We start from the raw sequence: 26,208 nt of genomic DNA, 5'->3' as shown, positions 1-26,208 counted from the left end.
AGGTCCATTGATTGGGTATGCTTACAGCAAGACAACTGCTGACTCGATCAAACAGGAAGTAATCGGAGATGTACAAGGAAAAGAAAAGCCAGCCAGATGCGGATGTGGTAGTGGTTGGAGCTGGAATTGCAGGACTGACGGCGGCGCGTGAACTGAAAAAGGCCGGGTACAGTGTGATTGTGCTGGAAGCCCGCGACAGGGTGGGCGGCCGAACGGCCGGGCATATGCTGCAAAATGGCGTGGTTGTTGAAATTGGCGGTCAATGGGTGGGGCCACAGAAAACAGAAATATTGAAACTGATTGATCAGCTGGGACTGGAAACATTTCGCACGCATGCAGAAGGCGATACCGTTTTGATTCTCAATGGGGAAAGAATCAGGTTCACAGGCAACAAACCTGCCCTTCCTCAATCATCACGGCGTGAATTGGACCGGCTTCGGGTAGAACTGGATACTTTGGCGGAGTCTCTGTCTGTTATACCACCGTGGAAAAATAAAGAGGCGGTTCAGTATGACCACATGTCTTTCGAAAACTGGCTGAATGATCATGCACAGGATGAGAATGCGCTGAATTTCTACCGCTTCATCTCAAGAAACCTGTATTCGGCAGAATCTTGGGAAATGTCCCTTCTCCAGGTACTCACGGGCCTGGGTTCCACCGAATCAATCGAATATTCCATCTCACCCGACGGCAGCGCCGGTGGACCGCATACACTGGGCTGGGGCTGAGACTGCAGCAGAGTACTCGAACTTTATGGAAGGTGCCGTGCGTTCAGGCATGAGAGCCGCGAAAGCAATCATGGAAGATTGAATCTGATATTCGATAAATGGCACATGAAAAAGCTCCCGGAAAAGTGGGGAGCTTTTTCTGCAGATATAGCAGTTATATAAGAAAACCGGTTGGTCGCCTGTCGATGGACAGGGTTGTCTGATGGCTCTGTGTAGGAAATAAGCTGAAATTTGCTGATATAAGCGGAGGACATTGTGGTTGAACATCAAAATTGATATGATAGAAGTGTTCATCAAAACTAAAAATGATTTGATGGTCAGAGGGTTGTCAGTCTACCTTGCAGCCCGAGCAAGTCGATTCTTTGAAGAAAGAAGGACATCATGAACACACATCCTCTTCAACTCCCCCGTGGGGTTTTCCATCCCCCTGCCTCTGGTTACTATGGAGGAATCCTTGGGTACTCTGGCGGAATAATGTGTCAGAATAAGAAAAAGGAGGCATCTCATGAGCTATATGACCATTGATCAAACCAATATTGATCAGGAGCACATTTGCTGTGCCATTTCGGATAAAAAGTGTGCAAAGGGCTATGAACTGAAAAAGAAATGGCTTCGAAATGAGTTTGAAAAGGGCTTTGTCTTTCGCAGAATCAATGAAAGAGCAAAAGTGTTTATTGAATATGGACCGGCAGAAAAAGCGTGGATACCTGTCACTGCTCCGAAGGATATCATGATCGGTTGTTTTTGGGTTTCAGGGAAATACAAAGGCAATGGACATGGAAAAGCGTTGCTTCAAGAGGTTATAACAGATGCAGAACAACAGGGAAAAGATGGATTGGTAACGGTGGTGGGAACCAAAAAGTATCATTTCATGAGTGATACAAAATGGCTGCTGAAGCAGGGATTTGTAGAATGTGACACCACACCTGCCGGTTTTTCTTTATTGAGCTTACGATTCAATGGAAAAGATTCGATGCCCCATTTTAATGAGCAGGCGAAACGGGGCAAATGTCCGGATGACAAGGGTTATGTGGTCTATTATTCGAACCGCTGTCCTTTTACCGAATATCATGTCAGGGAGTCGCTGGCAGAAACTGTTGAAAAAAGGCAGCTGAATATGAAAGTCATTAAACTGGAAACAATGGAGCAGGCGCAATCTGCCCCAACACCTGCGACGATTTTTTCTTTGTTTTATAATGGGGAATTCATGACAACTGATGTGAGTGTCTGTATGGATAGCAGGTTTGATAAGATTGCTTCGCTTAAATAAAGACAATCACGCGACAATATGTACCTGTGGTTGGTCATCTTAAAGCGACTGACAGCTGCTTTGCAGCCGAGAAGTCGTTTTTTCTTTGCAAGGGACAAAAGTAAAGCGGGCAAAAAGACGTGAGCAGGCGACAAACAGCAGGGTTGACATAACTGAACGCTGAATAAATGTTCGTTCGCGTTGTTTGGATGGTGCGCCCGCGGGTATTAACATAACATCTATCACAGGTTGTTTAATAATAAAAGAGTTGACGTTATGTTACGGTATTCACTCATCTTTTTGATCCTGTTAGTCATATCTTTGATCACTGGAAGAAAATAGAAGCGTCTCATTATCCATCGATCCACCAATTTGGAGGTATTTGTAATGACTCGAAAAAACTGGAATAGGACTTACGGTTCCCAGGGAAGTGGGCGTCAGAAAGTCGCCTATTACGTGGGCATTTTCTTTTATGTTGTCCAAATTCTGCTGGCATTCAGATTCATCTTTAAGCTGTTGGGTGCCAACGCATCCAATCAGTTTATCGCCATGCTTTATTCGATCACGTCACCTTTAACAAGTATTTTTGACGGGATTTTTCCCGAAGTAATGTTAGAAAACTATGAGATGCTGCATATCTTTGAGTCATCCTCAGTGATTGCGTTGGTGGTGACGGCCATCATTGCAGGCCTCATTCGCAGACTGCTCATTGGCCGGGATCCTGATGTTGTTCCAGCAAATAGAGCTGACACCACGGTGGCACAACCCCAAAGAAAGGAAGAAAGGAAACTATAGCCCGCCACCGTTACAGCCTCAGAATTCGGGGTAAATAAACAAAGCAAGTTAATGAAGGAAAGAGGGCGATGGCATGACCTGGGCATGACCTGAGAAAGGTTTCATCCATAGCGAACCTTCACCCTGAATGACTTTTCATACGAAAGGATGAGAGAATAAGAATGAATCGAAAAGTGTTAGCAGTAATCATCGTTTTAGTCATGGTTGCATCCAGCTTTTCAAGTGTTTATGCGCTTTCTTATACCGTGGTCAAAGGAGATACCCTGTGGGACTTGGGGATAAAGTACGGTGTTGAATGGGGCGAGATTGCTGAACTCAACGGCGTTCATGACGCCCGAAAGCTGCAAATCGGCACAGTGCTGGAAATTCCAGTTCCAGGCGAAGTGGCACCGGAGGAACCTGCTCCGGCACCAATGCCGGAACCAGCAGAAGAACCGGCACCTCCCGTTTCTGAAGTCATTATTGAAGAACCTGCCGAGGAAGCCTTCATGGCGTATGATGTGTCCATTCCCAATGGCAGTTACCAGGTGCCCGGTATCGTGACCCTGCCTCTGGGTAACGGTCCCTTCCCCGCTGTGGTGATGCTTCACGGCACCGGTTCTGAGAAAGACGAAGCGGGGGGCGGCTATGCATTAACCGCTCCAGCGCTGGCAGAAGCCGGTATTGCCAGTATTCGCATTGACTTCATCGGCACCGGCGACAGCCAGGTGGACTACATTGAATACAATTTTAGCACTGCTGTTTCCGATGCCAACGCCGCTTTCCAGTACATGGCGAACCTGGAAGCCGTCGATGCCACCCGAATCGGTGTGATGGGCTGGAGCCAGGGCGGCACCATCGCCATGCTGGCTGCCGCTGACAACCGTTCCTTCCAGTCAGTGGTCACCTGGGCCGGCGCTCCTGATATGACCATCGGCGGCTCTGAAGAAGAATACGAAACGGCCAAAGAAGACGGCTTTTTCCTCCGCGAATTTGGATGGCGTTCACCGCTGCGTGTCAGCCTTCAGTGGTTTGAAGATGTGTACAACACCGATGTGCTGGAAGTGTTTGGTGATTCCAACGCGCCAGTGCTGGCCGTCAATGGCAGCGAAGATGATGTGGTCGTTCCTGCCAATGCAGCCCTCATTGTGGAAGCATCTGCCAACCCGGCTTCCCGACAGCTGATACTGGAAGGCGCCGACCATACCTTCAATATCTTCACCGGTGACATGACCGCTTTTGATCAGCTCATCGACGCCACCGTCAACTGGTTTGACGTTACCCTGCAACCGGCATTTACCATTGAAGAAGTCACTGTGATGAATGGCCGGCGGGCAGTTCCCGCCACAGTGGTCATGCCCGTGGGTAACGGCCCCTTCCCCGCCGTGGTGATGAACCATGGGCATGGGGGCAGTCGTCAGGAAAACGGCGGGTTCGGCGGTGTGGCTGAAGCACTGGCCGGCCGAGGTATTGCCACCATCCGCATGGACTTCCCCGGATGCGGTGACAGTACCGAGCCCTTCACCGAAAATTACCTGTCCAACATGATTTCCGACTCCAATGCCAGTCTGGCCTATCTGTTGGAAAACTACCCCATTGACCCCCAGCGTCTGGGCATCATGGGGTACAGCATGGGCGGCAGAATCGCCCTGCACATTGGCAGCGAAGATGATCAACCCTACAAGGCCATGGGCCTGCTGGCACCTTCCGCCGATTGGGGGCAGGAAATGATGGTCAGTTTCCTGGGCGGACAGGAAGCGTTTGACCAACTCTACGAAGAAGCCCAAAGCGAAAAAGGCTACGCTGATTTCACCACCCAGTGGGGACAGGTGCAGCAGCTTAGCCTCAATTGGTTTGACGAAATGATTGCTTCCCGTCCTCTTGAAAACATCGCCGGCTATGACGGTGCCATGCTGGTCATCTTTGGTGACCAGGACAACGTGGTGCGTGCCGGTGTCAACCAGGCGGTAGCCGAAGCCTATGAAGCGGCAACGGTGAGGGTGGTGCCCAATGCCGACCACGGGTATGGGTTCTACAGTGATCAGCCTGATGTAACCGCAGCAGTGGAAGATTCCCTGGCGAACTTCTTTTTTGAAGCACTGAGGTAGAAAAACAACGCCACATACTGTTGACAAACGGGCTCCCCTGTCGTAATCCTGTAAAACGGATTCAGCCAGGGGAGTTTTTTGATGCCATATATCTGGAGTTTAATGATTATTTCATCTGATGTTTTACAAAAGTTAAACACGGCAGCCCGAAAGCAATGCTTAACATTAATCTGCGAAAAGCTTTTGTTTATGCAAAAAATGATTTAAAATGAATGACAAGTATGCGGTGCAAAAGACATGATGTTGCAAATCATGTTCTAAACAGGTGGTGCTCAAAATGACCAAAAAACTGAAGAAGACAGATGGTATCAAGAATGGCGAACAGAGTCAGTTGCGTCATATTCTGCAAAACCTCCCAGACCCTATGTTCGTAACAGACCGGGAGGGAAATGTGCTGCTCTCCAACTCAACCACGGCATTGGTTTTGGATTTGTCATTGTCTCAATTCCTTAACTCCAATGTGAAAGATCTGGTGGCAAAGGGCCATTACACCAAAACCAACGCTATTGAGGCGGTGGAGAAAAGAGCTGCCGTGACCAGTCTGCTGACAACAAAGATGAACCTGACCTATCTGTCCACCAGCACACCGGTTTTTGATCAAAATGGAGAAGTGGAACTGGTGATCACCAGTGCCCGGCCCAAAGCTCTCATTGATCAGTTTATCAGCAGCGAATCCAGTGAAGCTGTTGCTCAGCGAAAAAGAGAAGTTGAGTACTTGCGCAGGTGTCTGTTGGAACAGGAAAATTTCATAGCCTCCAGCCCGAAAATGCAGCAGGCAATCCTGTCAGCCAATGCAGTTGCCTCCACAGACAGCATTGTGCTTCTTCATGGTGAAACCGGAACAGGAAAAGAAGTGCTGGCAAAATACCTGCACCGTCACAGCAAACAGGCAGAAGGTCCTTTTATATCGGTAAACTGTGGGGCACTGCCTGAAAATCTTGTGGAATCCGAGTTGTTCGGTTATGAAAAAGGTGCATTTACCGGTGCTAATCCAGAAGGAAACATCGGGTTGATCGAAGCAGCTGATGGGGGCACCTTGTTCCTGGACGAAATCGCTGAGCTCCCTCTTCACCTGCAGTCCAAGCTTCTGAGGGTTTTGGAAGACAGCGTGGTGCGCCGGGTGGGAAGTCATGCTGGAAGAAAAATCAATTTTCGCCTCATTGCTGCTACCCATAAAAATCTCGATAAAATGAAAGATGAAGGCACTTTCCGCCAGGATCTCTTTTATCGTCTGAATGTATTTCCCATTGCAATCCCCTCGCTTCGCGAACGTCCTGAAGATATTCTCCCGCTGGTGAATCATTATTTGGATGTATTGAATAAAAAGTACGATTTGGATGTCACATTGGATGCAGATACGCTTAATGCCTTTCAGCACCATAGCTGGCCGGGAAATGTGCGTGAGTTGAAAAACGAAGTGGAGCGCCGCGTCATTTGCAGGTTAAGTACCCTCTCCCAAGACCTGTTTGATTTAACCGGAATCGCATCAGCAGCATCATTAGCAGAAGGTCATGAATTTAAACTGCTTGGTCTGGAAGGAACACTCAAAGAAGTGACTGAAACTGTTGAAAAAAAGTACATTCAGTATATGCTGGCAAACTGCGGCGGAAAACTCAATGAGACAGCCGAGAAATTGGGCATTCATCGCACTGCACTTTACAGAAAAATGAAGTCGTATCATCTGCAGAAATAAACGCTGTCAAAAGTCGTCAAAAGTAATGAAAGGTTATCAAGAGTCAAAAACGTTGTCAAATGGCAACGTTTTTTTCGTGCGAAATTGAAGATGTTGCAGAATGGATACATTTACTTAAAGAAAGTGTGAACGATTGTTAGGGCGAAAATGAAAAATTTCACTGCAAATGCATCATGGGGATGAAAAACTGTTTAATATTTAACAAAATTTCCAAGTTGGCATGCTTCATGCTTTATTAAGGGGAAAGAGAGAGATAATGAACGAAAATGAAAGGAGGATGATTGAAAATGATCAAAGCAGATAAAAGCAATAAAAACGCCAGGATGCCGATGCTGATGCTGTTGATTTTGATGTCAATTGCGCTCGGTGGTTGTGGTGGCGCTGGAGCGACGGATGAACCAGTAACAGTTCAGACGGTTACCGGAACCGGACAAGGGTATGCCAGTGAAATAGTTGCAGAAGTGATACTCGAAGGAACCGTGATCACGGCAATCGAAGTGATTGAATCCGGTGATACCCCGGGGCTTTCTGAGGGTGCTTTCAAGGCAGTCATTGATGAAGTACTTCAAAAGCAAACAATCGAAGGCATTGACGCGGTTGCCGGGGCGACAGGTTCCAGCGGTGGCGTTATAACGGCCATAGAAGATGCTTTGTCGAAAGTCGAGTAACCGGAGAGCAGAAACGATACAGTAAAAATTATTGGAGGGATGAACATGAGCCAATCACTTGACAGAAGAAAGTTTTTAAAACAAGCCACAATAGCTGGAGCAGCCCTGGCGGGAGTCAGCCTGCTGCCGGGTTGTGTGAGCCAGCTTGCCGAAGACACTCAATCAGACAAAGACATTGTCTGGAATGAGGAAACAGATGTGCTAGTTGTCGGCAGCGGCTTTGCCGGCTTTGCAGCGGCCATTGAAGCGAAAGAAACGGGCGCCGATGTGATGTTGATTGAAAAAATGCCTTTAATTGGCGGTAACTCCATGATCAATGGCGGTGATTTTTCCTGTGCAGGAACAGCCATGCAGGCAGCAAATGGAATTGAAGATTCCGCAGAAAAAATGGCAGAAGATATGATGCGTTCAGGGTCTTTTCTGAATCATCCGGAAAAAGTCAAAGTGTTGACGGAAAAATCCAATGAGGCCCTGGAATGGACCATGGATCATCTTGGGGTGGAATATATTCGAATCGCCTTTCATGGCGGCCATTCTGTTCCCAGAACACACACCACCAGTAATGGAACCGGATCTGACATTATTCTGGCCATGGCTGCAAAACTTGAATCTCTCGGCGTTTCCTCCATTAATGGCCGCAAGCTCACAGGACTTATTCAGAGCGATGAGAAGCGAATTGTGGGCATAAAAATGAGAGACGGTTACCGCTTTGGAGATGAAGACAGCGGAACAGAACTGTTTATCAAAGCCAACAAAGCAGTGGTGCTGGCCAGCGGAGGCTTTTCAGGGGATGCCCGCATGCGGATCTTACAGGACCCTCGTATTACGGAAGAATTTGAAACAACTAACCATGTGGGAGCTACCGGTGAAGCACTGCGGGAAGCCTTGAAAGTGAACGCCATGGATGTTCACATGGATTGGATTCAGTTGGGCCCCTGGACAAGCCCCGACGAAAAGGGTTTCGGTTACGTCCCCCAGTTCTGCGAGCGTCTGGTCGGGTACGGATTGATGGTCAATCCCCAGGACGCCAAACGGTTCATTGCCGAAACCGGTAATCGTAAGGTAAGGGCGGACGCCATCATTGCCATCGGTGAACCTGTTCTCATTATTGGTGATTCCTATGCAGTGGAACGCCAGGTGCTGCCTCATATACTGGAAAAAGGACTGGAAAACGGAGCGGTAAAGAAGTTTGACACCATCGACGAACTGGTACAGGAATATAACATGGATTCGGCCGCGTTTAGTGAAACCCTTGACCGTTGGAATTCAATGGTGATCCAGGGAAAAGACGATGATTTCAACTGTGCCATTCTGGAAGGAGCACAGCCAACTGAAGCAGGGCCTTTCTACGCTGCCCGACTCTGGCCACGTGTGCATCATACCATGGGTGGGTTAGTTACCAATGAAAAAACCCAGGTAATCAACCAGGATTTCGAACCAATAGAAGGACTCTATGCCGCCGGCGAAATCACAGGCGGAGTTCACGGGGCTGTTCGATTGGGCGGTGTTGCCATTGCCGATTGCATCGTCTTTGGTCGCATTGCCGGGCAGGAAGCTTCGAAAGCATAGGGATTGCCATAAGAACTGATCAAACGCAGGGTTTTGATGGGAACAGAAAACGAGGTGAAAAAAATGGGTTTTGGAAGAATAGGGTTTCAGGAATTACTGGTGGTGTTTGGGATTGCATTGCTGATATTTGGCCCTTCAAAGGTACCGGAGATCGGAAAAGCGATTGGAAACGGTATCGGGGAATTTCGAAAGGCTTCCAGAGAAATTACCAAGTCGATAGACATTGAAGACAACAAAGAATAACATGCTGCCAAAACCACCTGCCCCAAAAAGAGGCAGGTGGTTTTTTGGAAAAAAAGACCAACGTTATGAAACGACAGACAGGTATTTTCCTAAAACTCAACGATCAGGCGTTTCTGGAAATTGTGGAATGTGTGGTCAAAAAATCAAGCGAATCAGCAGACTCAACAGGATCAGCGAAAAAAACATTCTCAGTGCAAGAATCACCATCAGGTCTTTGAGAGTTATTCCAATGGTGGTGCTCAGAATGCAGGGGACGGTGCCTGCCAGAAACAGTACCGACGAAATGGAAAACACACCCACGGTAAACCGTGCGGCCAAAGAGGCTTCCATACCAGCCATCATCAATGAAGGCATGGTGACGTCAACGCCTGCTGTCACAATGGCTTTCGTAACAGCAAGTGAATCTGGAATACCCAAAAGGCGAACAAGGGGATGGAAAACATTAGCGGCAAAATCGAAGAATGGCGTCATTCTGGCCATATAAAACGCGATGGTGCCAATGGATAGAATCAGGGGAAGAAAACGAAGGCTCATGATGATGCCTTCTTTAACATTCTTAAGCATGCATTTCAGCGCCTGCTGATTATTTCCAGCTTCCAAAGTGGCCTGGTGTAAGGCGCGCGAGAAAAGATGGCCTTTTGTCACCTGTTCTGCCTTTTCGGGTGGCGCTTCTTCTCCAAAATGTTTTAGGGGAGGTAAGTGGACAGTGATGGCAGTTACCAAACAAGTGACCACGATTGATGCGCCGAAAAAAGTGGGCCATATGGACATCAGGTCCAGGTTGCGGGCAACGATGACGAAAAATGCGGTTGAAACCGTTGAAAATCCGGTGATAACGATGGCTGTTTCCCGGCGGGTGTACATCTGATCCCTGAAAAACTGGTCTGCCATGAAAATACCCACTGAAAAACTCCCCACAACAGAAGCGACCACATTCACTGCGGCACTTCCCGGAATCTTCCAGACAGGCCTCATCACCGGCTGCAGGATAACACCCAGAAAACCGATTAAGCCGTAGTCGGTCAGAAAGGTTAAGAAAAAAGATCCCAGGGGAACAATCAGGGCAACTGAAGTGGCGATGGTATAAAACAAGAGCGGCAGCATGTCTGAGGCCAGTAACCATTCAGGGCCCAGGTGAAAAAATGCCATTACCCCAAGAGCTGCGCCCAGCAGTTTCAGGCAGGTGATAATCACCGAGGGCACATCCCGTTTCCAGCTTTTTTCATAAAATGGCAGCAGGCTTCCCGCAAGAATCATTCCCAGTGTCACCAAAGCGCCAAAAGTCAGGGCATTTCGTGTGATGGCGGTGACCAGATGATCCAGTAAAATCGTTTTTCTGCCGGCAATGGTAAAGGGAATGAAATAAATGCAAATGCCGATGGTGCTGTTTAGGATAAACTTCATAAGACTGAGCACTTTTGGGGGAGTTTGTCGTGTTGTGTCATCTGATTTTGTATCCATGAAAGGCTCCTTTACATTGATGCTTAATGATCTGATGCATAACAAACCCATTATATCCGGATCTTAAATTTCGGTCAATCATCTTGATGACTCTTCCTTCTACACGTTTAAGGCAGATTCGGGCCGGCAATAAATAGAACGAGATCATAGTCAATGACGTCCTACAGTTACTTTGATGGAATAGGCGATAAAAAAAGCCTGCGTTGGGGCAGGCTCGAAGTTGGAGTCAAAGGGCTTTGGTCAGGGCAGCGGACTCCAATCTTGTGTGTTTTTAGTCAAAAGTCTCGAAAACAGCGCCTGAACTCGCTGCGCTAAACAGCAGGCGCTGGCGGTTTTCTCATCTTTTCGAAAAACACTGACAAGATTTCCAAGGCTGCCAGAATATTCAGTAGGGGCGCCAGGGGAGATAATATCATGTTACGTATAAAGGCACCTGATAACTGGAAGGTGGTTCAGCCAATAATGTTAAGGGAACAGAGAGCGATACCCACATCGGTGTCTGGTAAAGGTCTAGTAAATCCATTTTTTCTTAATATTATGGGTGCTAATCAGAAAGAGTCCGACACTGTAAGCCAACAGAACAATGAGGCTGATCCACAGCTGAATATGACCGTTTTGGTTAATGGAAAACTTGAGCAGATCAGCACCATAGGTCAACGGCAATACATAAGAAATGGGTCTTACAAAAACAGGGAGGCTTTCGATGGGGATGAACAATCCACAAAGAAACATCATGGGGAAACGGAAAAAATTTGAAAAGGTCTGAGCTTCAAAAACTTCGCGGACAGATACCGCAATAAAAAGTCCCAGGAAAGTTGATGTAACCGCAATCAGGAAAACACCAACGATCATTGTAACCCAGTGAATGCCAGAAAGATCCACCAGAAAAGAAGCAAACAGCACTGGAACAAAGGCATTGACAATACCAAACACAATGGCCCCTGTGGTTTTGGCCAACATTAACAAATTTAGACTGATGGGTGCCAGCAGGAGTCGCTCAAAAGAGCGGCTTTTTCGCTCAAAAGTAATGGTAACGGCAAGCATGGAGGTGGTGCCAAATAAGACTGATAAGGCCATGACCCCCGGGAGAATATCTCGAATATCCACCGGTGTTGATGATCGCATAAAGAACATAAGAGTCCAAGAGATGGGAAAAATGATGCCCCAGCTGATATTCGGCGGCTTAAGATAGTAGTTCTGCATGTCTTTCACCAAAATACTCCAGAAAGCCATTCGTTGTCTCATTTCTTTTTCCCCTCCTTTTCTTTTTTCAGTTTATTGATTTCGATCCCGGTGATATTGACAAAAACTTCTTCCAGGGAAGGGCGCAGAATCCTTGCCTCACTGACAACAACACCTTGTGCTTCAAAAAAACGCATAAAAGGCATCAGTTGAACTCTTTCAACTGAACTGATTTTGATGCTGTCCGGCGAGGACTGTTTAATGGAAACCTGAGGAAACTGATGTAAAAGAGCCGCTTCCAGCTCACTCTCGCTTTTTTCAATGAAAAACTCAACGATGTTTTCCTGTTGCGCTTCACTCATCAAATCATTGGTTTTGCTGACTTTTATTACCTTGCCATTGACAATAAATCCAATACGGTTACAGAGCCTCTCTGCATCTTCAATGTAGTGGGTGGTTAAAAAAATGGTTGTTCCTTTTGCGTTCAATGTTTTGATCAGATGCCTGATCTGTCGGGCGCTTTCCACATCAATCCCGGTGGTGGGCTCATCCAGAAAAAGGATTTCCGGTTCATGAATGATGCCAGCAGCAATGGTCAGCTTTCGCTTCATGCCCTTGGAATAAGCTTTGAATGGTCTGTCGCCTGTGTTGTCCAAGGAAAACTGTTTTAAAAGTTCCAGGGCTCTCTTTTCACGTGTTGCCTTCTCCAGGCCGTAAAGAGAAGCGCAGAAAACCAAATTAGCATACCCACTCATCTCATCGTACAGGTTGCTTTCATCCGGAACGATTCCGATGATCTGCTGTACTTTTTTGATATCTTTAATGCCGTCCTGTGAGGCAATCATGATTTCACCGGATGTCGGTTGTGCAAGCCCTGTGAGCATGTTAATGGTCGTGGTTTTTCCGGCACCGTTGGGACCCAGAAAGCCAAAAACCTCTCCTTTTTCAACCGAAAAGCTGATCTCTTTCACTGCAGTAAAATCTCCAAATCGTTTACTCAGATTTTTAACGTCAATAATGTGCACCGTAGCCGCCTCCTAAAGCCAAAAAGAACGGGCAAGTCATGTAAAATTCTGTTCTTTTCAGAGATTTGTTTCATCAGTCATGAAACTTTTTTGATGATGATCCTCGCCTGGGCGATCTTTCGTTATTCCTGTTTTTTTGCAACAGGAATGTTTGCTTGAAGCTGATTGATGACACTCCGAAAGACCCTGCGCCAAATCAGCCAGCTCGTTAAGTTCTTTTGCTGCCTGTTTCAGAAGATGCCGGTCAACATAGTAATGGGTGAAATAGCCTCTTTTATCCCCCTTTACGATTCCGGCGTTTCGCAGAATTTTGAGATGCTGTGAAACTGCAGATTCTGAAACACCCAGATGGTGGGCTAAAGCACCAACACAATAATCGTGTCTTAACAGCAGTTTAATCAGATGATATCGAGTCTCGTCAGATAAAGATTTGAGGATTTCAAATAACTCAGGAATAATGATCACCTCCTGTTTAATTAAGTAAACACTAAAATAAATTATAAACCACTAAAGTAAACGCGTCAATGATTGGTTGTTGCTTTTTTAATACCTGCTTTATGGTAAGGTGTAGTATACAGAGATGGCATTCTGATGGAACCGCGTGTGTCACTGCTGCTGTTTATGATCAAAAGCGAATGAGCAGTCTGAAGAGGGGTATCTAATAAAAATAGCATGTTTGATCCCGGGGTTTCTTTCTTTTACCCTGAATTCGCCACAGGAGTGAAACGCAGGAAATCTGGGAATAAGCAGGATGGTTTGAGAATTTCATAGCACATATATGGAGCGGATACATAAAATGGAGATAGGTGGGTAATGCCGTTGAAGAATTCGGTGAAAAATCTGGTGATCGACGACATCACCATTCAGGTGGTGCGTAAAAACATTAAAAATATCAACCTGACGGTTCGGGGGCCGGAAGGCATGGTGAGGATGTCAGTGCCCCGTGGGGTGGATGATCACTCCATCAACGCTTTTGTCAGGGCAAAGCTTTCCTGGATCAAAAAACACAAAACACGGCTCGAATCCCGGGAAAAACCTCCCGTGAGGGAGTATATCACAGGCGAAGTCCATGGTTTTCTGGGAAAAATGTACCGGCTGAAGGTGATTGAAGTGAGCCATCAACAGGAACAACAACGGGTGGTTCAGCAAGGCGAATGCCTGGAGATATATGTGCAGCCGGAGCATACCAAAGAGAAACGGGAGGCACTTCTCTACCAGTGGTACCGGGAACAGTTAAAGAAGCTGATTCCTCACTACATCAACAAGTGGGAACCTGTGATGGGGGTTAAAGTTCACCAATGGGGGATCAAACGTATGAAGACCCGGTGGGGAACCTGCAACATTCAGGCAAAACGCATCTGGATCAACCTGGAGCTGGCCAGAAAGCGGCCTGAATGCCTGGAATACATAGTGGTTCATGAGTTGGCTCATTTACTGGAACGCCATCATAATCAACGGTTTAAAGGATTGATGGACCAGTTCCTGCCACAGTGGCGGGATTTTCGCGGTGAATTGTCCGGGTAAACATGGCCGGCAGAAACAGCTGCAGCCGCAGTGCCTTTTTTCTTAAAAGCACTGCGGCTGTTTGATGTTAAAAAACGCAGTTCTTAGGAAACGTGGTTATTGCCGGGCATCAGCCATTCGGGCTACTTTTCTTTAACCTGTATTCCTGCAACGATTTGCTCATAGCTTTGAATGGCGTAGGCTCTGCCCTGATCAGTGAGCTTCAGGATATCATTTTCCACCACCACATGATGGTGGTCAATCAGCCGCTTCACCAGCCGGTCCAGAAAATCATGGGGCCAGTGGAGATGGTCATAAATGGTATGTCTTCCGTTTTCCAGCGCCTCATCGGGGTCTCCCTCGTGGTTGTGTAAATGAAAAAGAAGGGATTTTTCAGCAAAATCGACTTTTTGCCGGCGTCGTCTTAGAAAAACCGACAGCATACCCCTGCTGGGAGCGATTAAGAAAACCATAAAAAAGGTAATGCCTGTCAAAGTAGCCATGGATCCCGCAATGGAAACATCAAGCCATATGGCCATCCGAAAACCCAGGAATGCATTGAGCGCTCCAACGGCAAAACTGATGAGCATCATCCTTTTCAAGTCATCTGTCAGTAAATAGGCTGTGACAGGTGGTCCCACCATAAAGGCAACCACCAGGATAGAACCCACCGTTTCAAAAGCAGCCACGGCGGTGATGGAAACTGCAGCCATTAAACCATAATGAACCAGGGTGGGGGCCAATCCCAATACGGCTGCCAGTGCCGGATCAAAGGTGGCGATTTTCAGTTCTTTGAAGAACACGAAAGCCAGCAGCAGGTTCATCAGCAGGACGGCTCCCATGACGTAGATGGCTTTGGCCCCCATATCTACCCCCAGGAACACAAATCGGTTGAAGGGAGCGAAAGCCAGTTCTCCCAGCAGCACAGAATCTGTGTCCAGATGCACCGATCCGGCATAACGGGTGATGAGAATAATGGCAATGCTGAATAGGAAAGGAAACACAATGCCGATGGCAGAGTCTTCAGCCATCAGTTTGGTTTTGGTGATAGATTCCACCATAAAGACGGTGAGAAGTCCCATCAGCGCTGCTCCCAGAATCAGGAAGGGAGAAGTGAGGCTGTGGACGATAAAGAAGGCCGCGACAATCCCCAGAAGAATGGTGTGGGTGATGGCATCGGACATCATGGCCATGGAACGCAGCACCAGAAACATGCCGGGAATGGTGCAGGCAGTGGAAACAATGATGGCAATCAGTAAAATTTCGCCTTGAGCGCTCATTATTCATCTCCTTTCACGAGATGCCGGTTCACATGCCGGATTCCTTCGGGGGTGATGGCCACCTGGTTATCTTCATTTCGCCGCACCAGCCCCCGTTGCTCCAGGTTTTCAACTGCGGCCTGGAGTGCCTTGGAAGGTTTGCCGGCAATATTTTTTGACGGTTGAATCATGGCCATGGCGTGGGTATGTTGGTGATTTTCGTGATTCATGGCCAGTTCATGGATGGCTGTCAGAACTTTGTCGTAAGAGATCATCTGCTGATTTTTCCGCTGGCGCAGGTGCTGCCACAGCAAACCCCGGTTGGGAGCCAATAACAGACTTATAAGGGTAAACAGGCTTAAGACAATAACAATGGTGGGACCAGTGGGCATTTTGGTGATGGATGAACTGATCAGCGTTCCAATGAGGCCGGAAACAGCCCCGAAAAAGCCGGCCAGCAGTGCCACCACCGACAGCCGGTCTGACCACTGTCTGGCCGCCGCGCCTGGTGCCACAATGAGGGCGCTCATCAGAATAACGCCAACGGTCTGGAGGCCGATCATAATGGCAACCACAATCATTCCAGACAGGAGTGCATTGATGCGGCGTGTGGAAAAGCCGGCCACTTCGGTAAAACCAGGATCAAAAGAAAACATTTTCAGTTCTTTCCAGAAGAGCACTGTCAGGCCCAGCATGAGTAACGTGACCCAGATCATCAGGCGCACGTCTCGCACCAGCATGGTGGAGGCCTGGCCAAAGATGAATTTATCAAGCCCGGCCTGGTTGGCAGTGGGAATTTTTTGAATAAAGGTGATGAGTACCAGCCCAAATCCAAAGAAAACGGAAAGAATCAGGGCCAGGGCGCTGTCATATTTAATCCTGGAAAATCGGTCAATGGCGATGATGGTGCCTGTGGCAAGAACACCGGTGAGAGTGGCTCCCAGCAAAAGCAATTCTGTCTGGCGAGTCTGGGTCAATAGGAACATCAGGGCAATACCGGGCAATGCCGCGTGTGCCACGGCATCACCCAGAAGAGATTGTTTTCGCAGGACTGCAAAAACACCCAGAACACCACTGACAAGTCCCAAAAGTCCTGAACCTGCCGATACAACCAACAATGTATAATCAAGTCCCAACGATGTGAGCATCAAATCACTCCTCGCTCTGCAGCACCTTGCCGGTGCTGCGGTAGGTTTTTCTCAGGTTTTCTTCCGTAAAAACATCGGCCACAGGCCCGCTGGCAATCAGCTGGGTATTGAGCAGTGTTACCCAGTCAAAATAGTCGGCAACGGTTTGCAGGTCATGATGGACAACCACCACGGTTTTACCGGAGGCCCGGAGTTCTTTCAGCAGCACCATGATTGCCTGTTCTGTTTTGGCATCGACACCCTGAAAAGGTTCGTCCATGAAGTATATTTCCGCATCCTGGACCAGTGCCCGGGCAAGAAACACCCGCTGTTGCTGGCCGCCTGAGAGCTGGCTGATCTGACGCTGGGCAAATGCTTCCATTCCCACTTTTTGAAGGGCGTCCATGGCCAGCTGACGGTCTTGCTGGCTGGGGCGCTTAATCCAACCCAGAAATCCGTAACGTCCCATGAGGACCACATCTAAAACATTGGTGGGAAAATCCCAGTCCACACTGCCCCGTTGGGGCACGTAGGCAATTTTTTTTCGCTGCGCTTCATAGCTGCTGCCTTGAATGGTCACAGTGCCGGAGATTGGTTTAATCAATTGCAAAACGGCCTTGATAAGTGTTGATTTGCCGGCACCGTTTGGGCCGACGATGGCCATCAGAACACCCGTGGGTACTTTTATGTCAATATCCCAGAGTACGGGGGTTGTCTGATAGGCGACTGTCATGTCTTCAACGATCAGTGCGTGTTCCTGATTCATGGCTGTGCCTCCTATTTCAATGCATCCACAATGGTGTCGATATTGGCCCGGACAGTTCCAATGTAGGTTTCGGCATCGGTACCGGCAGATCCCAGAGAATCTGAATATAGCTCTCCTCCGATGGCTGTATCGAAGCCTCTGGAACTGACGGCTTCCTGAACGGCTTCAATGCTTCGGGTTGGAACAGATGATTCGATAAAAATCGCCTTGATCTGTTTTTCGTAAATATAGTCAGCCAGTTCCCGAATATCAGCTGTACCGGCTTCGCTGACGGTCGAAATACCCTGCAGTCCCAGCACTTCAAATCCGTAAGCTTCGCCAAAATAAGCAAAGGCATCGTGGGCGGTGATGAGTACGCGAGAGGCTTCGGGAAGCTCTTCCACACGGGACAGGATATAGGCATCCAGTTCATCAAGTTGGGTTGCGTAGGCTTCATAGTTTTCCCGGTAAGCATCTGCATTGGCTTCGTCCAAATCAATCAGGGCATCCTGTACAGCCTCGGCTGCCATTTTCCACAGTTGTACGTCAAACCAGATATGGGGGTCGTATATTTCGTCTTCCTCATCGGATTCCAGGAAGAGTTCCTCGGGCAGTGCTTCAGCAACGGCCACCACTTTTTTGTTCTGACTTCTCATCTGACTGAACACTTCACCCAGCTTTGCTTCCAGATGGAGGCCGTTATAAAGTATCAGATCGGCCGAACTGATGGTTTCCACATCACCGGCGCTGGCACTGTAAAGATGGGGGTCAATACCTGGCCCCATGAGGCCGGTGACGGTAACGTGATCGCTTCCGATGACCCGGGCCAGGTCTGCGAGCATGGTGGTGGTTGCCACCACCTGATACTGGTCGCTTTCTTCCGAAACAGGTGCAGAACTGCAACCCACAGCTGCTAAGGCAGCCGCTGTTATGATCACTGTGATTAATTTCCATTTTTTCATGTGAGATCCTCCATTCTTTGTGGTTGTTCATCGGGAAGTGTTGACTGTTTTGTTTTCGGGAAGCATTCAACGTAGAGCAACTTGGCCACCTTAAAGCCAATGGCAATGTGCTCATGCTGCAATTTCAGTGTGATAATGTCGCTGATGTTGTCTTTACGAACCACCTGCAGTTTGTCTCCCAGCTTCAGTCCGATTTCCAGCAAATAAGCCAGCACCTGTTGTTCGTCTGTTACCCGCACCAGCTTGTAACTGCTGCCCGGCTCAGCCTCCATCAATGAGATGAGGGGCAGATCAGGCATATGGCCCTCAAAGGTGGGAATGGGGTTCCCGTGGGGACAGTACGCCGGTCTGCCTAAAAAATCAAAGAGGGATTCCTCCAGCCTTGCCGATGTGACGTGTTCCAGCAGTTCGGCTTCTTCATGAATTTCTTCCCATGAATAGTGGAGTTTTTCATGTAGAAAGTATTCCCATAACCGGTGCTTTCGCAGGAGAGAAACAGCTGCTTTTATTCCGCTTTGAGTCAGCCGGGTACCCTGGTAAGGGGTGTATACCACATGGCTTTTTGATGCCAGCTTTTTGATCATTTCATTCACTGACTGAACAGAATGATCGAGGGTGAGTGCCAGTGTTGCATTGCTCACAGGCTTATCACTGGCACTCTGAAGTTCGTAAAGCACTTTCAGGTAATCCTCTTCGCCGCGGTTCATTAGAATACACACCCTTTGCAATAAGGATAGCAAGTGAAAAATGTTAAGGTATACCTGATAATTACCCCATCAAGGCTGGTCTAAACATCCTTTATGTTGACAAAAAAGAAATCTGAAGATATACTAAGTTACAACACTAACTTAGTGAGCTACTCTGAAGGGGGCGGTGAGTGGTGAAACAGCTGGAGGGCACAGAACCCATCTATCTGCAAATTGCAGACTGGCTGGAGAATGAAATTCTCTCAGGGCATGTCAGGTCGGAAGAAAAAATCTACTCCCAATACAAGCTCTCAGAAATCTTCGGAATCAACCCGGCAACGGCTCTCAAGGGGTTGAATCTTCTGGTGGAGAAAGGCATTGTCTATAAAAAGAGGGGACTGGGAATGTTTGTTTCTGCTGATGCACTGACAATCGTGAAGGAAGAGCGGCGGGGCCAGGTAATGAAAGAACAGATCAGAAACCTGGTGGAAGAAGCCAAACGACTGGAAATCTCACAGGCAGAACTGATAAAGGCCATCGAAAATGAAATGAAAAAAGGTGGGAAGACACTATGATTCAATGCGAAGAACTGACAAAAGATTTTGGCGGCACAAGAGCGCTGAATGGGTGCAGCTTTCAGATTGAAGCACCCACACTAACCGGGGTTATCGGTGTGAATGGAGCAGGGAAAACCACCTTGTTTAAAATCCTGGCAGGTTTCCTGAGGCCCAGCAGTGGCGAAGCCCGTGTTTTAGGTGAGCCGGCCTTTCAAAATATCAACGTGGCGCAGAATGTGGTGCTGAACGAAGGGAGAATGACCTTCCATGCCAATGCCACGTTACAGGAGTTAGTGCATTCTTACGGCCGCTTCTACCTGAACTTTGACGAAAAACTGGCAAGGGGACTGCTGGAGTACTTTCAGTTGGATGAAAAGCGGCAGTATTCCAAGCTGTCAAAGGGGATGGCCAGTACTTTTCGGCTCATCATCACTCTGGCTGCACGGGCGCCCATCACACTTCTGGATGAACCCGCCAACGGGATGGACCCTACGGTGCGGAAAGATCTTTATGAAGTGATATTAAAGGACTACATTAAAGTACCCCGAATCATACTCATTGCCAGCCATTACCTGGGGGAAATGGAACAGATACTGGAAAATATGTTGCTGATTCATGGGGGTAAAGTCATGCTGCACAGCGCTTTGGAAGAATTTCAAACGTTTCTGGTGGCTTTGAAGGGCTCTCCCCAGGCGATCAAACCCATTGAAGAAAAGCTGCAGGTGTATGAAGGAAAAGACTTTGGTCCGGGAATCCGGCAGATAGTCGTCAAAAGAGAAGCATTTCAACAGCTACAGCTGAAAGAGGAAGAAGCCGGAGTGCTAAAAACCACGGGCATCAGCCTGGAAGACAGCTTTATCTATCTGACACAACGAAAAGGAGGCGGCATCGATGAACTCTATCATTCATAAAGAGACCCAGATGACCATCGCCCTCCGGCAAACCAGAGACAAGCTCTATCATAATGCCAATGCGTTTATGTATCTCATCATTCTTCAGCTGTTGGGATATTTCCTTGCCAATAATGTGGGAATGAGCGGGTCTGGAACAGAATACTTTAGTTATACGGTACGCATTGCCAGCAGCGTCCCCCTGATTTTTTTCACTATCATCTGGATGCTCCTGCAGGGGCTGCATCTGGCCGGAGAAAAAAGCCGGGAGTATTACCTTGTCTCCAACAATTTTACCGCCTATTTTTCTGATATTGCCGTCCTGGAGATCTTTGCAGTGACGGGGGGCGTCACTCTGTTGCTGTCAGAGTCTTTTCTTCAGGTGATGGTCTCTGTCTTGTATGAAAATGTCACTTTGCAGGCATCTTTTTCAGAGGTGGGCTTCATCAACTATGTGAGTCTCTTTGTCACTGCCACGCTGTATTTGCTGATGTTTGGGGCGGCCGCCTATACGGTGGGCATTCTCAGAGCCCGCTTTAAAGGCCGGTTCTTTCTGGGGATATTTCTTTTGATTGCCCTGCTTATCTTCGGAAGTGTACTGGCAGCGCGCCTGTTGGGCCCTGCATTTGGATCCACTATTGAATCTGCAGTCAATTTCTATCTTCACGAAACACGAGGCATGATCTGGTTTCTGAAAATGGCCGTCACCATTGGAGCGCTTTATGGGATCAGTTATCTGGGAATTCGTAATCTGGAGGTGAATGCGTGATGGCAATGGCGGGGTTTTGGGTCATTTTGAATCTTCTCTTCCTGGTTCTTTTAATTCTGGGAATCAGCAAAATAGTGAAAAGTCGCATTTCTAAAAAGATATCAATCTGGGTAATGGCCATTTACTTCATTTTGCTGTTTTTTTCACCTCTCATGGCAACCATGATGCAGGGTGCTGACAAAATAAATGAGCCGGTCAGAGTGCCCGACTCTTACTTTATGAGTGTGGTGGAGAATGCAGATACTATGACACTGGAAGATCTGGTCGAGGATGAACATTTCGTTTTGCTTGATGTGCGGGAGATTCCCGTGGCTCTCAATGATTTCTCAAAGGACCGTCCTTTGAAAATTGCCTCACGGCATCGGGATCATGACCAGTTCGACCACATGTATCGATACCAGCTGATGGTGGAAGTGACAGATGAAGTGGAAAACGTGGAAATATCACAATTTGTACAACGAACTTATACTGACCAGGTGGAGATTAGTCAGGAGCTGGTTCCCTGGTCGTGGACCATGACAGAAGGCCGTCTGAAACCGGAGATTCATCAGACGGAAATTGTTCGGCACAGGTTGTCACCCAATCCGCTGCTCTTTCATTTTCAAGAGAAGCACAATATCATAAAGAATGGAAGCATTTCACAGGAGATGGATTTCCATTTTATGATTCCAGAATTTCGTATTATTCAATGGGTTCGAGTGCCTGAAGATCTTCATTTTCTGGTTCAGGGTGTTGGCCCCCACTGAGAGAATTGACAGGATAACAGCTTAAATCCTATGATGAGTGGCGTCGACTTATGCTTTTGCATACCGTTTAATCACTGATTGCAGCAGACTCAGATTAAATGGTTTTGACAGAAAACCGTCCATGCCCGCATTGAGGCATTCTTCCCGATCGCCAGGCAGCGTTTTGGCTGTGATGGCCACAATGGGAGTATGGCGGCCAGTGCTGATTTCATAATATCGAATGCGGCGTGTGGCCTCGTAACCATCCATTATCGGCATCTGACAGTCCATGAGTACGAGGTGGTAGGAGTAACGGATCGCCATTTCAAGAGCTTCTTCGCCATGGGTAGCGGTGTCCACCTGACAGCCCAACTTTTCAAGAAAGAGCTGCGTCATGATACGGCTGGCATAATCGTCATCCACCACAAGGGTTTTGAAACTTGGTAGTTGGTTTAACTTTGAAAACGACTCGCTGTAAACCGGCTTATCGGAATGTTGGAGAACTTCCTGGTCCAGTTTAAGTTCACAGGCGAGTGTGAAGGTGCTTCCGGCTCCAGGAGTGCTGACGGCGGTAATGCTGCCCCCCAACGTGACTGCCTGTTCCTGGGCTACAGTCAGCCCCAAACCCAAGCCGCCGTGTAACCGGCTGTGAGATTCATCAGCCTGGCTGAAATGCTGGAAAATATACTTCATTTTATCTGGAGGAATACCAATGCCGGTGTCTTGAACTTGGAATTGAATGTTGATGCGGCCAGAAGCTGCTGTTTTTTCACCCTGCATGATACGCAGAGTCACCGTGCCGTTTTCCGTAAACTTCAGAGCATTTCCCATGAGGTTTCCCAGAATCTGAATTAACTTAAACCGGTCACCCACCAGCTGATTTGGCAGGTGGTTTTCTTTGTTAAGGCTCAGCGTGAGCCCTTTGTGTACGGCGGCCACCTGGTGCAAATCCATGATTTCCTGAAGTAACACATCCAATTCGAAGGGTGCTTCGGTGATTGGATGAATGATATTTTCCATATTGGTCAGCCTGGTGTAGTTAAGAATGTCATTCACTACCCGGGTGAGGGCCAGGCTGCCATCCAGGGCAACCTGTGTGAATTCAACCTGCTCTTCGGTGAGGGCTGTGGTTTTCAAAAGCTGAAGCATGCCCATGAGACCATTTAAAGGTGTACGCAACTCATGACTCATATTGGTCAAAAACCGGGTTTTAGCATGATTGGCGGCATCGGCACTCTCCTTGGCCAGGGCCAGTTCCTGGTTTTTTGTCTCCAGTTCAAGTTGAATCTGCCTGAGTTGAGAAATATCCACGTGGGTACCCAAAGTGATCCCCATGAGTTTACCCTGCTCATCCTGCAATGTCTGCCCACGTGATAAAATCCAGGCCCAGGTGCCATCCCTTCGTTTCATGCGAAAAGATGACTCGTAAATCCCCTGAGAACCACCCGCCACATAGTTTTCAAGATATTCAACCGCTCGATCCATATCCTGGGGATGAATCAGTGCACGCCAGGCATTGATATGACCGTTGCCATCAGGCAGCAAAAACGCACTTTCTTCGTAACCCAGCATGGAGAAATAAGTGGGGCTGTACCAATCTGCTTTTGTTTCGTGATGATACTCCCAGGCACCGATCTCAGATACGGCGGTGACGGTTTCGTATCTGTTTTCAGTCAGCTTCATTTGTTTCTCAGCCTGTTTTCGTTCAGAAATATCCCGAACAATGCTCTGAATAAGGCCGTCGCCGTCATAAGAAATGACTTTAACACTGACTTCCACAGGAATGTAAGACCCATTTTTATGACGGTCAGCACTTTCAAAAACGGCTTTGCCTGCCCGTTGAAGCTGGGTCATTTCCTGAGGCAGGATAACGGCAGCCTTTGGATCCAAAAGGTCAGACAGATGACTGCCGATTAATTCATCCCGCTGATAGCCAGTCATTTGACAGGCCTGCTGGTTGACATCAAGGATGATGCCATGAAAATCATGGATGTAGAGGGCATCGTTGATGTTTTCAACGATATTTCGATACCGGGCCTCACTCTTTTCCAGTGATTCTTCCCGCGTTTGGATCTCGGTGATGTCCCGAAAATATTCAACAGCCCCTGCCAAAGCACCTTCGCTATTGTAGACGGGATAAGCAAATACCTCGAAAATGTGACGATCATCCTCGTTTTGATAATACTCTTTCTTTTTCACCAAGCGGCCCGTTTTCATGGCTTCCAAAACATGGCAATTGTCGCAGGGTGTCTGGCGGCCATAATGAACCTGATAGCAGGGGAGCCCCAGTTCCTGGCGGCCTTTGCTTAATCGGCGCGTTGTTTCATTTTGAAGCCGAATGATTAACTGGGGATCCATCACCCGAATACCATCTTGGATGGCATTCAGGACCGAGTGCAGGCGATTATCAGCTTCTTCAGCTAAAATCTTCCATTTTTCTTTCTGGACGCAACTCTTGGAATACCGGATTGCCAATTGATTTAAGTGTTGTTGATGAATCCGGATGGTCTTCATGGAGTACCTCCCTATAGGTTCTTATCTACTGTGGTTCGGCAGCAGGCGACAGCTATCATTCCGTTGATTTTTGCCAGTTTTTGACGCTCACTGCTCACTTTGTGAAGTCAACTGTCAACCAAAATCTCGATGCAGGCGGTTTTGTTTTGGATAAGTAAATAGAATGCGCAAAGAAGCCGGGGATATAGCGTTTGATACTCGTAAAAGTAATCAATCTATGGTGGCATTTTTTCGGTTTCTGAGTAAGAATACACGTCAGAAGAAGTTACCTTATATTAATATACCAATGGCAGGGTTTAAAACATGAATAGTCGACAGATGGAAAATATCTGTTTACCATAAATGACAATTGTCATGTCATGATTGGCAGATGCTCACTGGCAGTGGATTTCTAAACCGCTATACTGGAGATAAGCGGTGCACACCAACCGGCACAAGATGCCCTGGTGAGGGTGGCCGCTTTGATAATCAGCAGCCACATGAAAGGAGCGTTTGATCATGAAACCAACACATGAACCGATTCGACCCAGTGAACGGATGGACATACTGGATATTCTACGAGGCTTCGCCATTTTTGGCATTCTGGCAGTGAATATTGCGGGTATGGCGGGCCCTGCCTTTTTACCGGGCTATCTGCCACCCGCCCTGCCCTGGCACGACCAGATCGCAACATTTCTGGTGAATTTTCTGGCCATGGGCAAGTTCTACGTGATTTTTTCGTTTTTATTTGGCTTGGGATTCTCCATTCAAATGAGTCGGGCCGAAGTGAAAGGCCAGTCACTGAAAAGCTTTTATCCCCGGCGTCTCTGGATTTTATTTGGCCTGGGCCTGCTTCACAACACTTTTTTCTTTCTTGGCGACATCTTGCGCCACTATGCTTTGCTGGGGTTTGTCCTCATGGCTTTTCGCAAACGAAGTGACCGCACACTGATGATCTGGGCGGCAGTCTTTATGGTGATTGGGTTTATCACAATGGGCATCACGGGAGGGCCGCTGGCCGTCGGTGGGGAGATACCGGAAGAACTGGCCTTTATTGTTCCCATGGCCCGGGACGTTTATACCGGCAGCAGCTTTTTGCAGGTGGTCATATTCCAGGCGGTGGGCGGAGTATTTTCCTTCTTCATCACCTTTGCGTCTCAGGGTGGTGTGGTGATGGCACTTTTTCTTCTGGGGCTTCTGGCGGGAAGAAAACAGTTTTTCCAGCAATTGGCAGAAAAGAAACCGGTGCTGAAAAATGTGGCGGTTTGGGGATTCATCTTCGGACTCTCCTTTAACGGTGCGTTTATCCTCTTTGCCGAACTACCCTGGGTCTCCACTTTTTTCTGGGTGGTGGGGGCGCCGCTGCTGGGCAGTGTGTATATGGCGTGGCTGTGTCTCTTATACCTGAAACCCCGGGGAGCCAAATGGCTGGCCCCTGTGGGCCGGGTAGGGCGCATGGCGCTGACCAATTACCTGATGCACTCTCTCATTGGCTCACTGATCTTTAACGGGTATGGCCTGGGATTCTATGAAAAAGTGGGTCCGGCGGGGCTTTTGGGCATCACATTCCTCATTTACCTGCTGCAGATTCCCTTCAGCACCTGGTGGCTGAACCGGTACCAGTTTGGCCCCATGGAATGGCTGTGGCGTTCATTAACCTACAAAAAGCGCCAGCCCTTCAAAAAGGTCTTCCCGGTGACGGCAGGTTCATCAGGATTAATGGAGCAGGGTTCATGAATACCCGGTCTATTGCCCCATATACGATTTCAAACTGAATCAGAACAGACCGAGT

At 47.9% G+C, this 26,208-nt stretch carries 25 protein-coding genes; 15 read left to right on the top strand and 10 right to left on the bottom strand.

The window, feature by feature from the left end; all coding sequences use genetic code 11:
* Positions 1–68: 68 nt before the first annotated feature.
* From QOL74_RS13290 to tatA, 9 genes are all read left to right on the top strand, one after another.
* Positions 69–728: a flavin monoamine oxidase family protein gene (locus tag QOL74_RS13290; protein ID WP_283409981.1), complete on the top strand. Its 660-nt coding sequence runs from the start codon at positions 69–71 to the stop codon at positions 726–728.
* Complete coding sequence (locus QOL74_RS18475) at positions 673–810, top strand: FAD-dependent oxidoreductase (protein WP_430383874.1); 138 nt, start codon at positions 673–675, stop codon at positions 808–810. The genes QOL74_RS13290 and QOL74_RS18475 overlap by 56 nt, the downstream gene beginning before the upstream one ends.
* Positions 811–1,233: 423 nt before the next feature.
* The gene (locus QOL74_RS13285) at positions 1,234–1,998 is read left to right on the top strand and encodes an N-acetyltransferase (protein WP_283409980.1); all 765 of its coding nucleotides are present in this window, start codon (positions 1,234–1,236) and stop codon (positions 1,996–1,998) included.
* A gap of 366 nt (positions 1,999–2,364) precedes the next feature.
* Entirely contained in the window at positions 2,365–2,772 is a 408-nt protein-coding gene (locus QOL74_RS13280; RefSeq protein WP_283409979.1) for a YggT family protein, read from the top strand.
* 161 nt (positions 2,773–2,933) lie between these two features.
* Entirely contained in the window at positions 2,934–4,859 is a 1,926-nt protein-coding gene (locus tag QOL74_RS13275) for an alpha/beta fold hydrolase (protein ID WP_283409978.1), read from the top strand.
* A 277-nt stretch (positions 4,860–5,136) separates the two neighbouring features.
* Entirely contained in the window at positions 5,137–6,552 is a 1,416-nt protein-coding gene (locus QOL74_RS13270) for a sigma-54 interaction domain-containing protein (protein WP_283409977.1), read from the top strand.
* A gap of 287 nt (positions 6,553–6,839) precedes the next feature.
* Entirely contained in the window at positions 6,840–7,220 is a 381-nt protein-coding gene (locus QOL74_RS13265) for an FMN-binding protein (RefSeq protein WP_283409976.1), read from the top strand.
* 45 nt (positions 7,221–7,265) lie between these two features.
* On the top strand, positions 7,266–8,789 hold the full coding sequence (locus QOL74_RS13260; RefSeq protein ID WP_283409975.1) for a flavocytochrome c: 1,524 nt from the start codon (positions 7,266–7,268) through the stop codon (positions 8,787–8,789).
* A 36-nt stretch (positions 8,790–8,825) separates the two neighbouring features.
* Positions 8,826–9,032: a twin-arginine translocase TatA/TatE family subunit gene (tatA, locus tag QOL74_RS13255; RefSeq protein WP_283409974.1), complete on the top strand. Its 207-nt coding sequence runs from the start codon at positions 8,826–8,828 to the stop codon at positions 9,030–9,032.
* A 135-nt stretch (positions 9,033–9,167) separates the two neighbouring features.
* Here the strand turns inward: tatA and QOL74_RS13250 are convergent, their stop codons facing one another.
* From QOL74_RS13250 to QOL74_RS13235, 4 genes are all read right to left on the bottom strand, one after another.
* Positions 9,168–10,493, bottom strand: a complete 1,326-nt coding sequence (locus QOL74_RS13250; protein ID WP_283409973.1) for a YjiH family protein — start codon at positions 10,491–10,493, stop codon at positions 9,168–9,170.
* A gap of 510 nt (positions 10,494–11,003) precedes the next feature.
* A complete protein-coding gene (locus QOL74_RS13245; RefSeq protein ID WP_283409972.1) occupies positions 11,004–11,738 on the bottom strand; it encodes an ABC transporter permease in 735 nt (244 codons plus the stop codon).
* Positions 11,735–12,700: an ABC transporter ATP-binding protein gene (locus QOL74_RS13240; protein ID WP_283409971.1), complete on the bottom strand. Its 966-nt coding sequence runs from the start codon at positions 12,698–12,700 to the stop codon at positions 11,735–11,737. The genes QOL74_RS13245 and QOL74_RS13240 overlap by 4 nt, the downstream gene beginning before the upstream one ends.
* A 57-nt stretch (positions 12,701–12,757) precedes the next feature.
* Positions 12,758–13,165 carry an ArsR/SmtB family transcription factor gene (locus tag QOL74_RS13235; RefSeq protein WP_283409970.1) on the bottom strand — a complete coding sequence of 136 codons (408 nt, stop codon included), beginning with the start codon at positions 13,163–13,165 and terminating at the stop codon, positions 12,758–12,760.
* Positions 13,166–13,519: 354 nt separating this feature from the next.
* Between QOL74_RS13235 and QOL74_RS13230 the strand changes: the two genes are divergently transcribed.
* Entirely contained in the window at positions 13,520–14,224 is a 705-nt protein-coding gene (locus tag QOL74_RS13230; protein WP_283409969.1) for a M48 family metallopeptidase, read from the top strand.
* Positions 14,225–14,346: 122 nt separating this feature from the next.
* Here the strand turns inward: QOL74_RS13230 and QOL74_RS13225 are convergent, their stop codons facing one another.
* Genes QOL74_RS13225 through QOL74_RS13205 form a run of 5 tightly spaced genes read right to left on the bottom strand, consistent with a single transcriptional unit; the run spans position 14,347 to position 19,003 of the window.
* Positions 14,347–15,483, bottom strand: coding sequence for a metal ABC transporter permease (locus QOL74_RS13225; RefSeq protein WP_283409968.1), 1,137 nt, complete (start codon positions 15,481–15,483; stop codon positions 14,347–14,349).
* A complete protein-coding gene (locus QOL74_RS13220; RefSeq protein WP_346771753.1) occupies positions 15,483–16,610 on the bottom strand; it encodes a metal ABC transporter permease in 1,128 nt (375 codons plus the stop codon). Before QOL74_RS13220 ends, QOL74_RS13225 begins: the two co-directional genes overlap by 1 nt.
* A 4-nt stretch (positions 16,611–16,614) precedes the next feature.
* On the bottom strand, positions 16,615–17,355 hold the full coding sequence (locus tag QOL74_RS13215; protein WP_283409967.1) for a metal ABC transporter ATP-binding protein: 741 nt from the start codon (positions 17,353–17,355) through the stop codon (positions 16,615–16,617).
* An 11-nt stretch (positions 17,356–17,366) separates the two neighbouring features.
* Positions 17,367–18,296, bottom strand: coding sequence for a metal ABC transporter solute-binding protein, Zn/Mn family (locus QOL74_RS13210; RefSeq protein ID WP_283409966.1), 930 nt, complete (start codon positions 18,294–18,296; stop codon positions 17,367–17,369).
* Positions 18,293–19,003, bottom strand: a complete 711-nt coding sequence (locus QOL74_RS13205) for a metal-dependent transcriptional regulator (protein WP_283409965.1) — start codon at positions 19,001–19,003, stop codon at positions 18,293–18,295. The genes QOL74_RS13210 and QOL74_RS13205 overlap by 4 nt, the downstream gene beginning before the upstream one ends.
* Before the next feature lie 173 nt (positions 19,004–19,176).
* Here QOL74_RS13205 and QOL74_RS13200 point away from each other — a divergent pair, with 173 nt between their 5' ends.
* The 4 genes from QOL74_RS13200 to QOL74_RS13185 are packed head-to-tail and all read left to right on the top strand — an operon-like array spanning position 19,177 to position 21,944.
* Entirely contained in the window at positions 19,177–19,557 is a 381-nt protein-coding gene (locus QOL74_RS13200; protein ID WP_346771752.1) for a GntR family transcriptional regulator, read from the top strand.
* Complete coding sequence (locus tag QOL74_RS13195) at positions 19,554–20,450, top strand: ATP-binding cassette domain-containing protein (RefSeq protein ID WP_283409963.1); 897 nt, start codon at positions 19,554–19,556, stop codon at positions 20,448–20,450. Before QOL74_RS13200 ends, QOL74_RS13195 begins: the two co-directional genes overlap by 4 nt.
* Positions 20,431–21,198 carry a hypothetical protein gene (locus QOL74_RS13190; protein ID WP_283409962.1) on the top strand — a complete coding sequence of 256 codons (768 nt, stop codon included), beginning with the start codon at positions 20,431–20,433 and terminating at the stop codon, positions 21,196–21,198. Before QOL74_RS13195 ends, QOL74_RS13190 begins: the two co-directional genes overlap by 20 nt.
* Positions 21,195–21,944, top strand: a complete 750-nt coding sequence (locus QOL74_RS13185; protein WP_283409961.1) for a hypothetical protein — start codon at positions 21,195–21,197, stop codon at positions 21,942–21,944. Before QOL74_RS13190 ends, QOL74_RS13185 begins: the two co-directional genes overlap by 4 nt.
* Positions 21,945–21,992: 48 nt before the next feature.
* On the opposite strand, the gene QOL74_RS13180 is transcribed toward QOL74_RS13185, so the two are convergent.
* Positions 21,993–24,437, bottom strand: coding sequence for a PAS domain S-box protein (locus QOL74_RS13180; RefSeq protein WP_283409960.1), 2,445 nt, complete (start codon positions 24,435–24,437; stop codon positions 21,993–21,995).
* Positions 24,438–24,935: 498 nt separating this feature from the next.
* Between QOL74_RS13180 and QOL74_RS13175 the strand changes: the two genes are divergently transcribed.
* Positions 24,936–26,153 (top strand): DUF418 domain-containing protein, encoded by a 1,218-nt coding sequence (locus QOL74_RS13175; RefSeq protein ID WP_283409959.1) that lies wholly within the window; start codon positions 24,936–24,938, stop codon positions 26,151–26,153.
* Positions 26,154–26,208 lie beyond the last annotated feature (55 nt).

Source organism: Anoxynatronum buryatiense, assembly GCF_900182905.1.
Classification (GTDB): domain Bacteria; phylum Bacillota; class Clostridia; order Peptostreptococcales; family Tindalliaceae; genus Anoxynatronum; species Anoxynatronum buryatiense.
The sequence above is the reverse complement of the archived record's forward strand: the minus strand, read 5'-3'. Positions and strand labels throughout refer to the sequence as shown.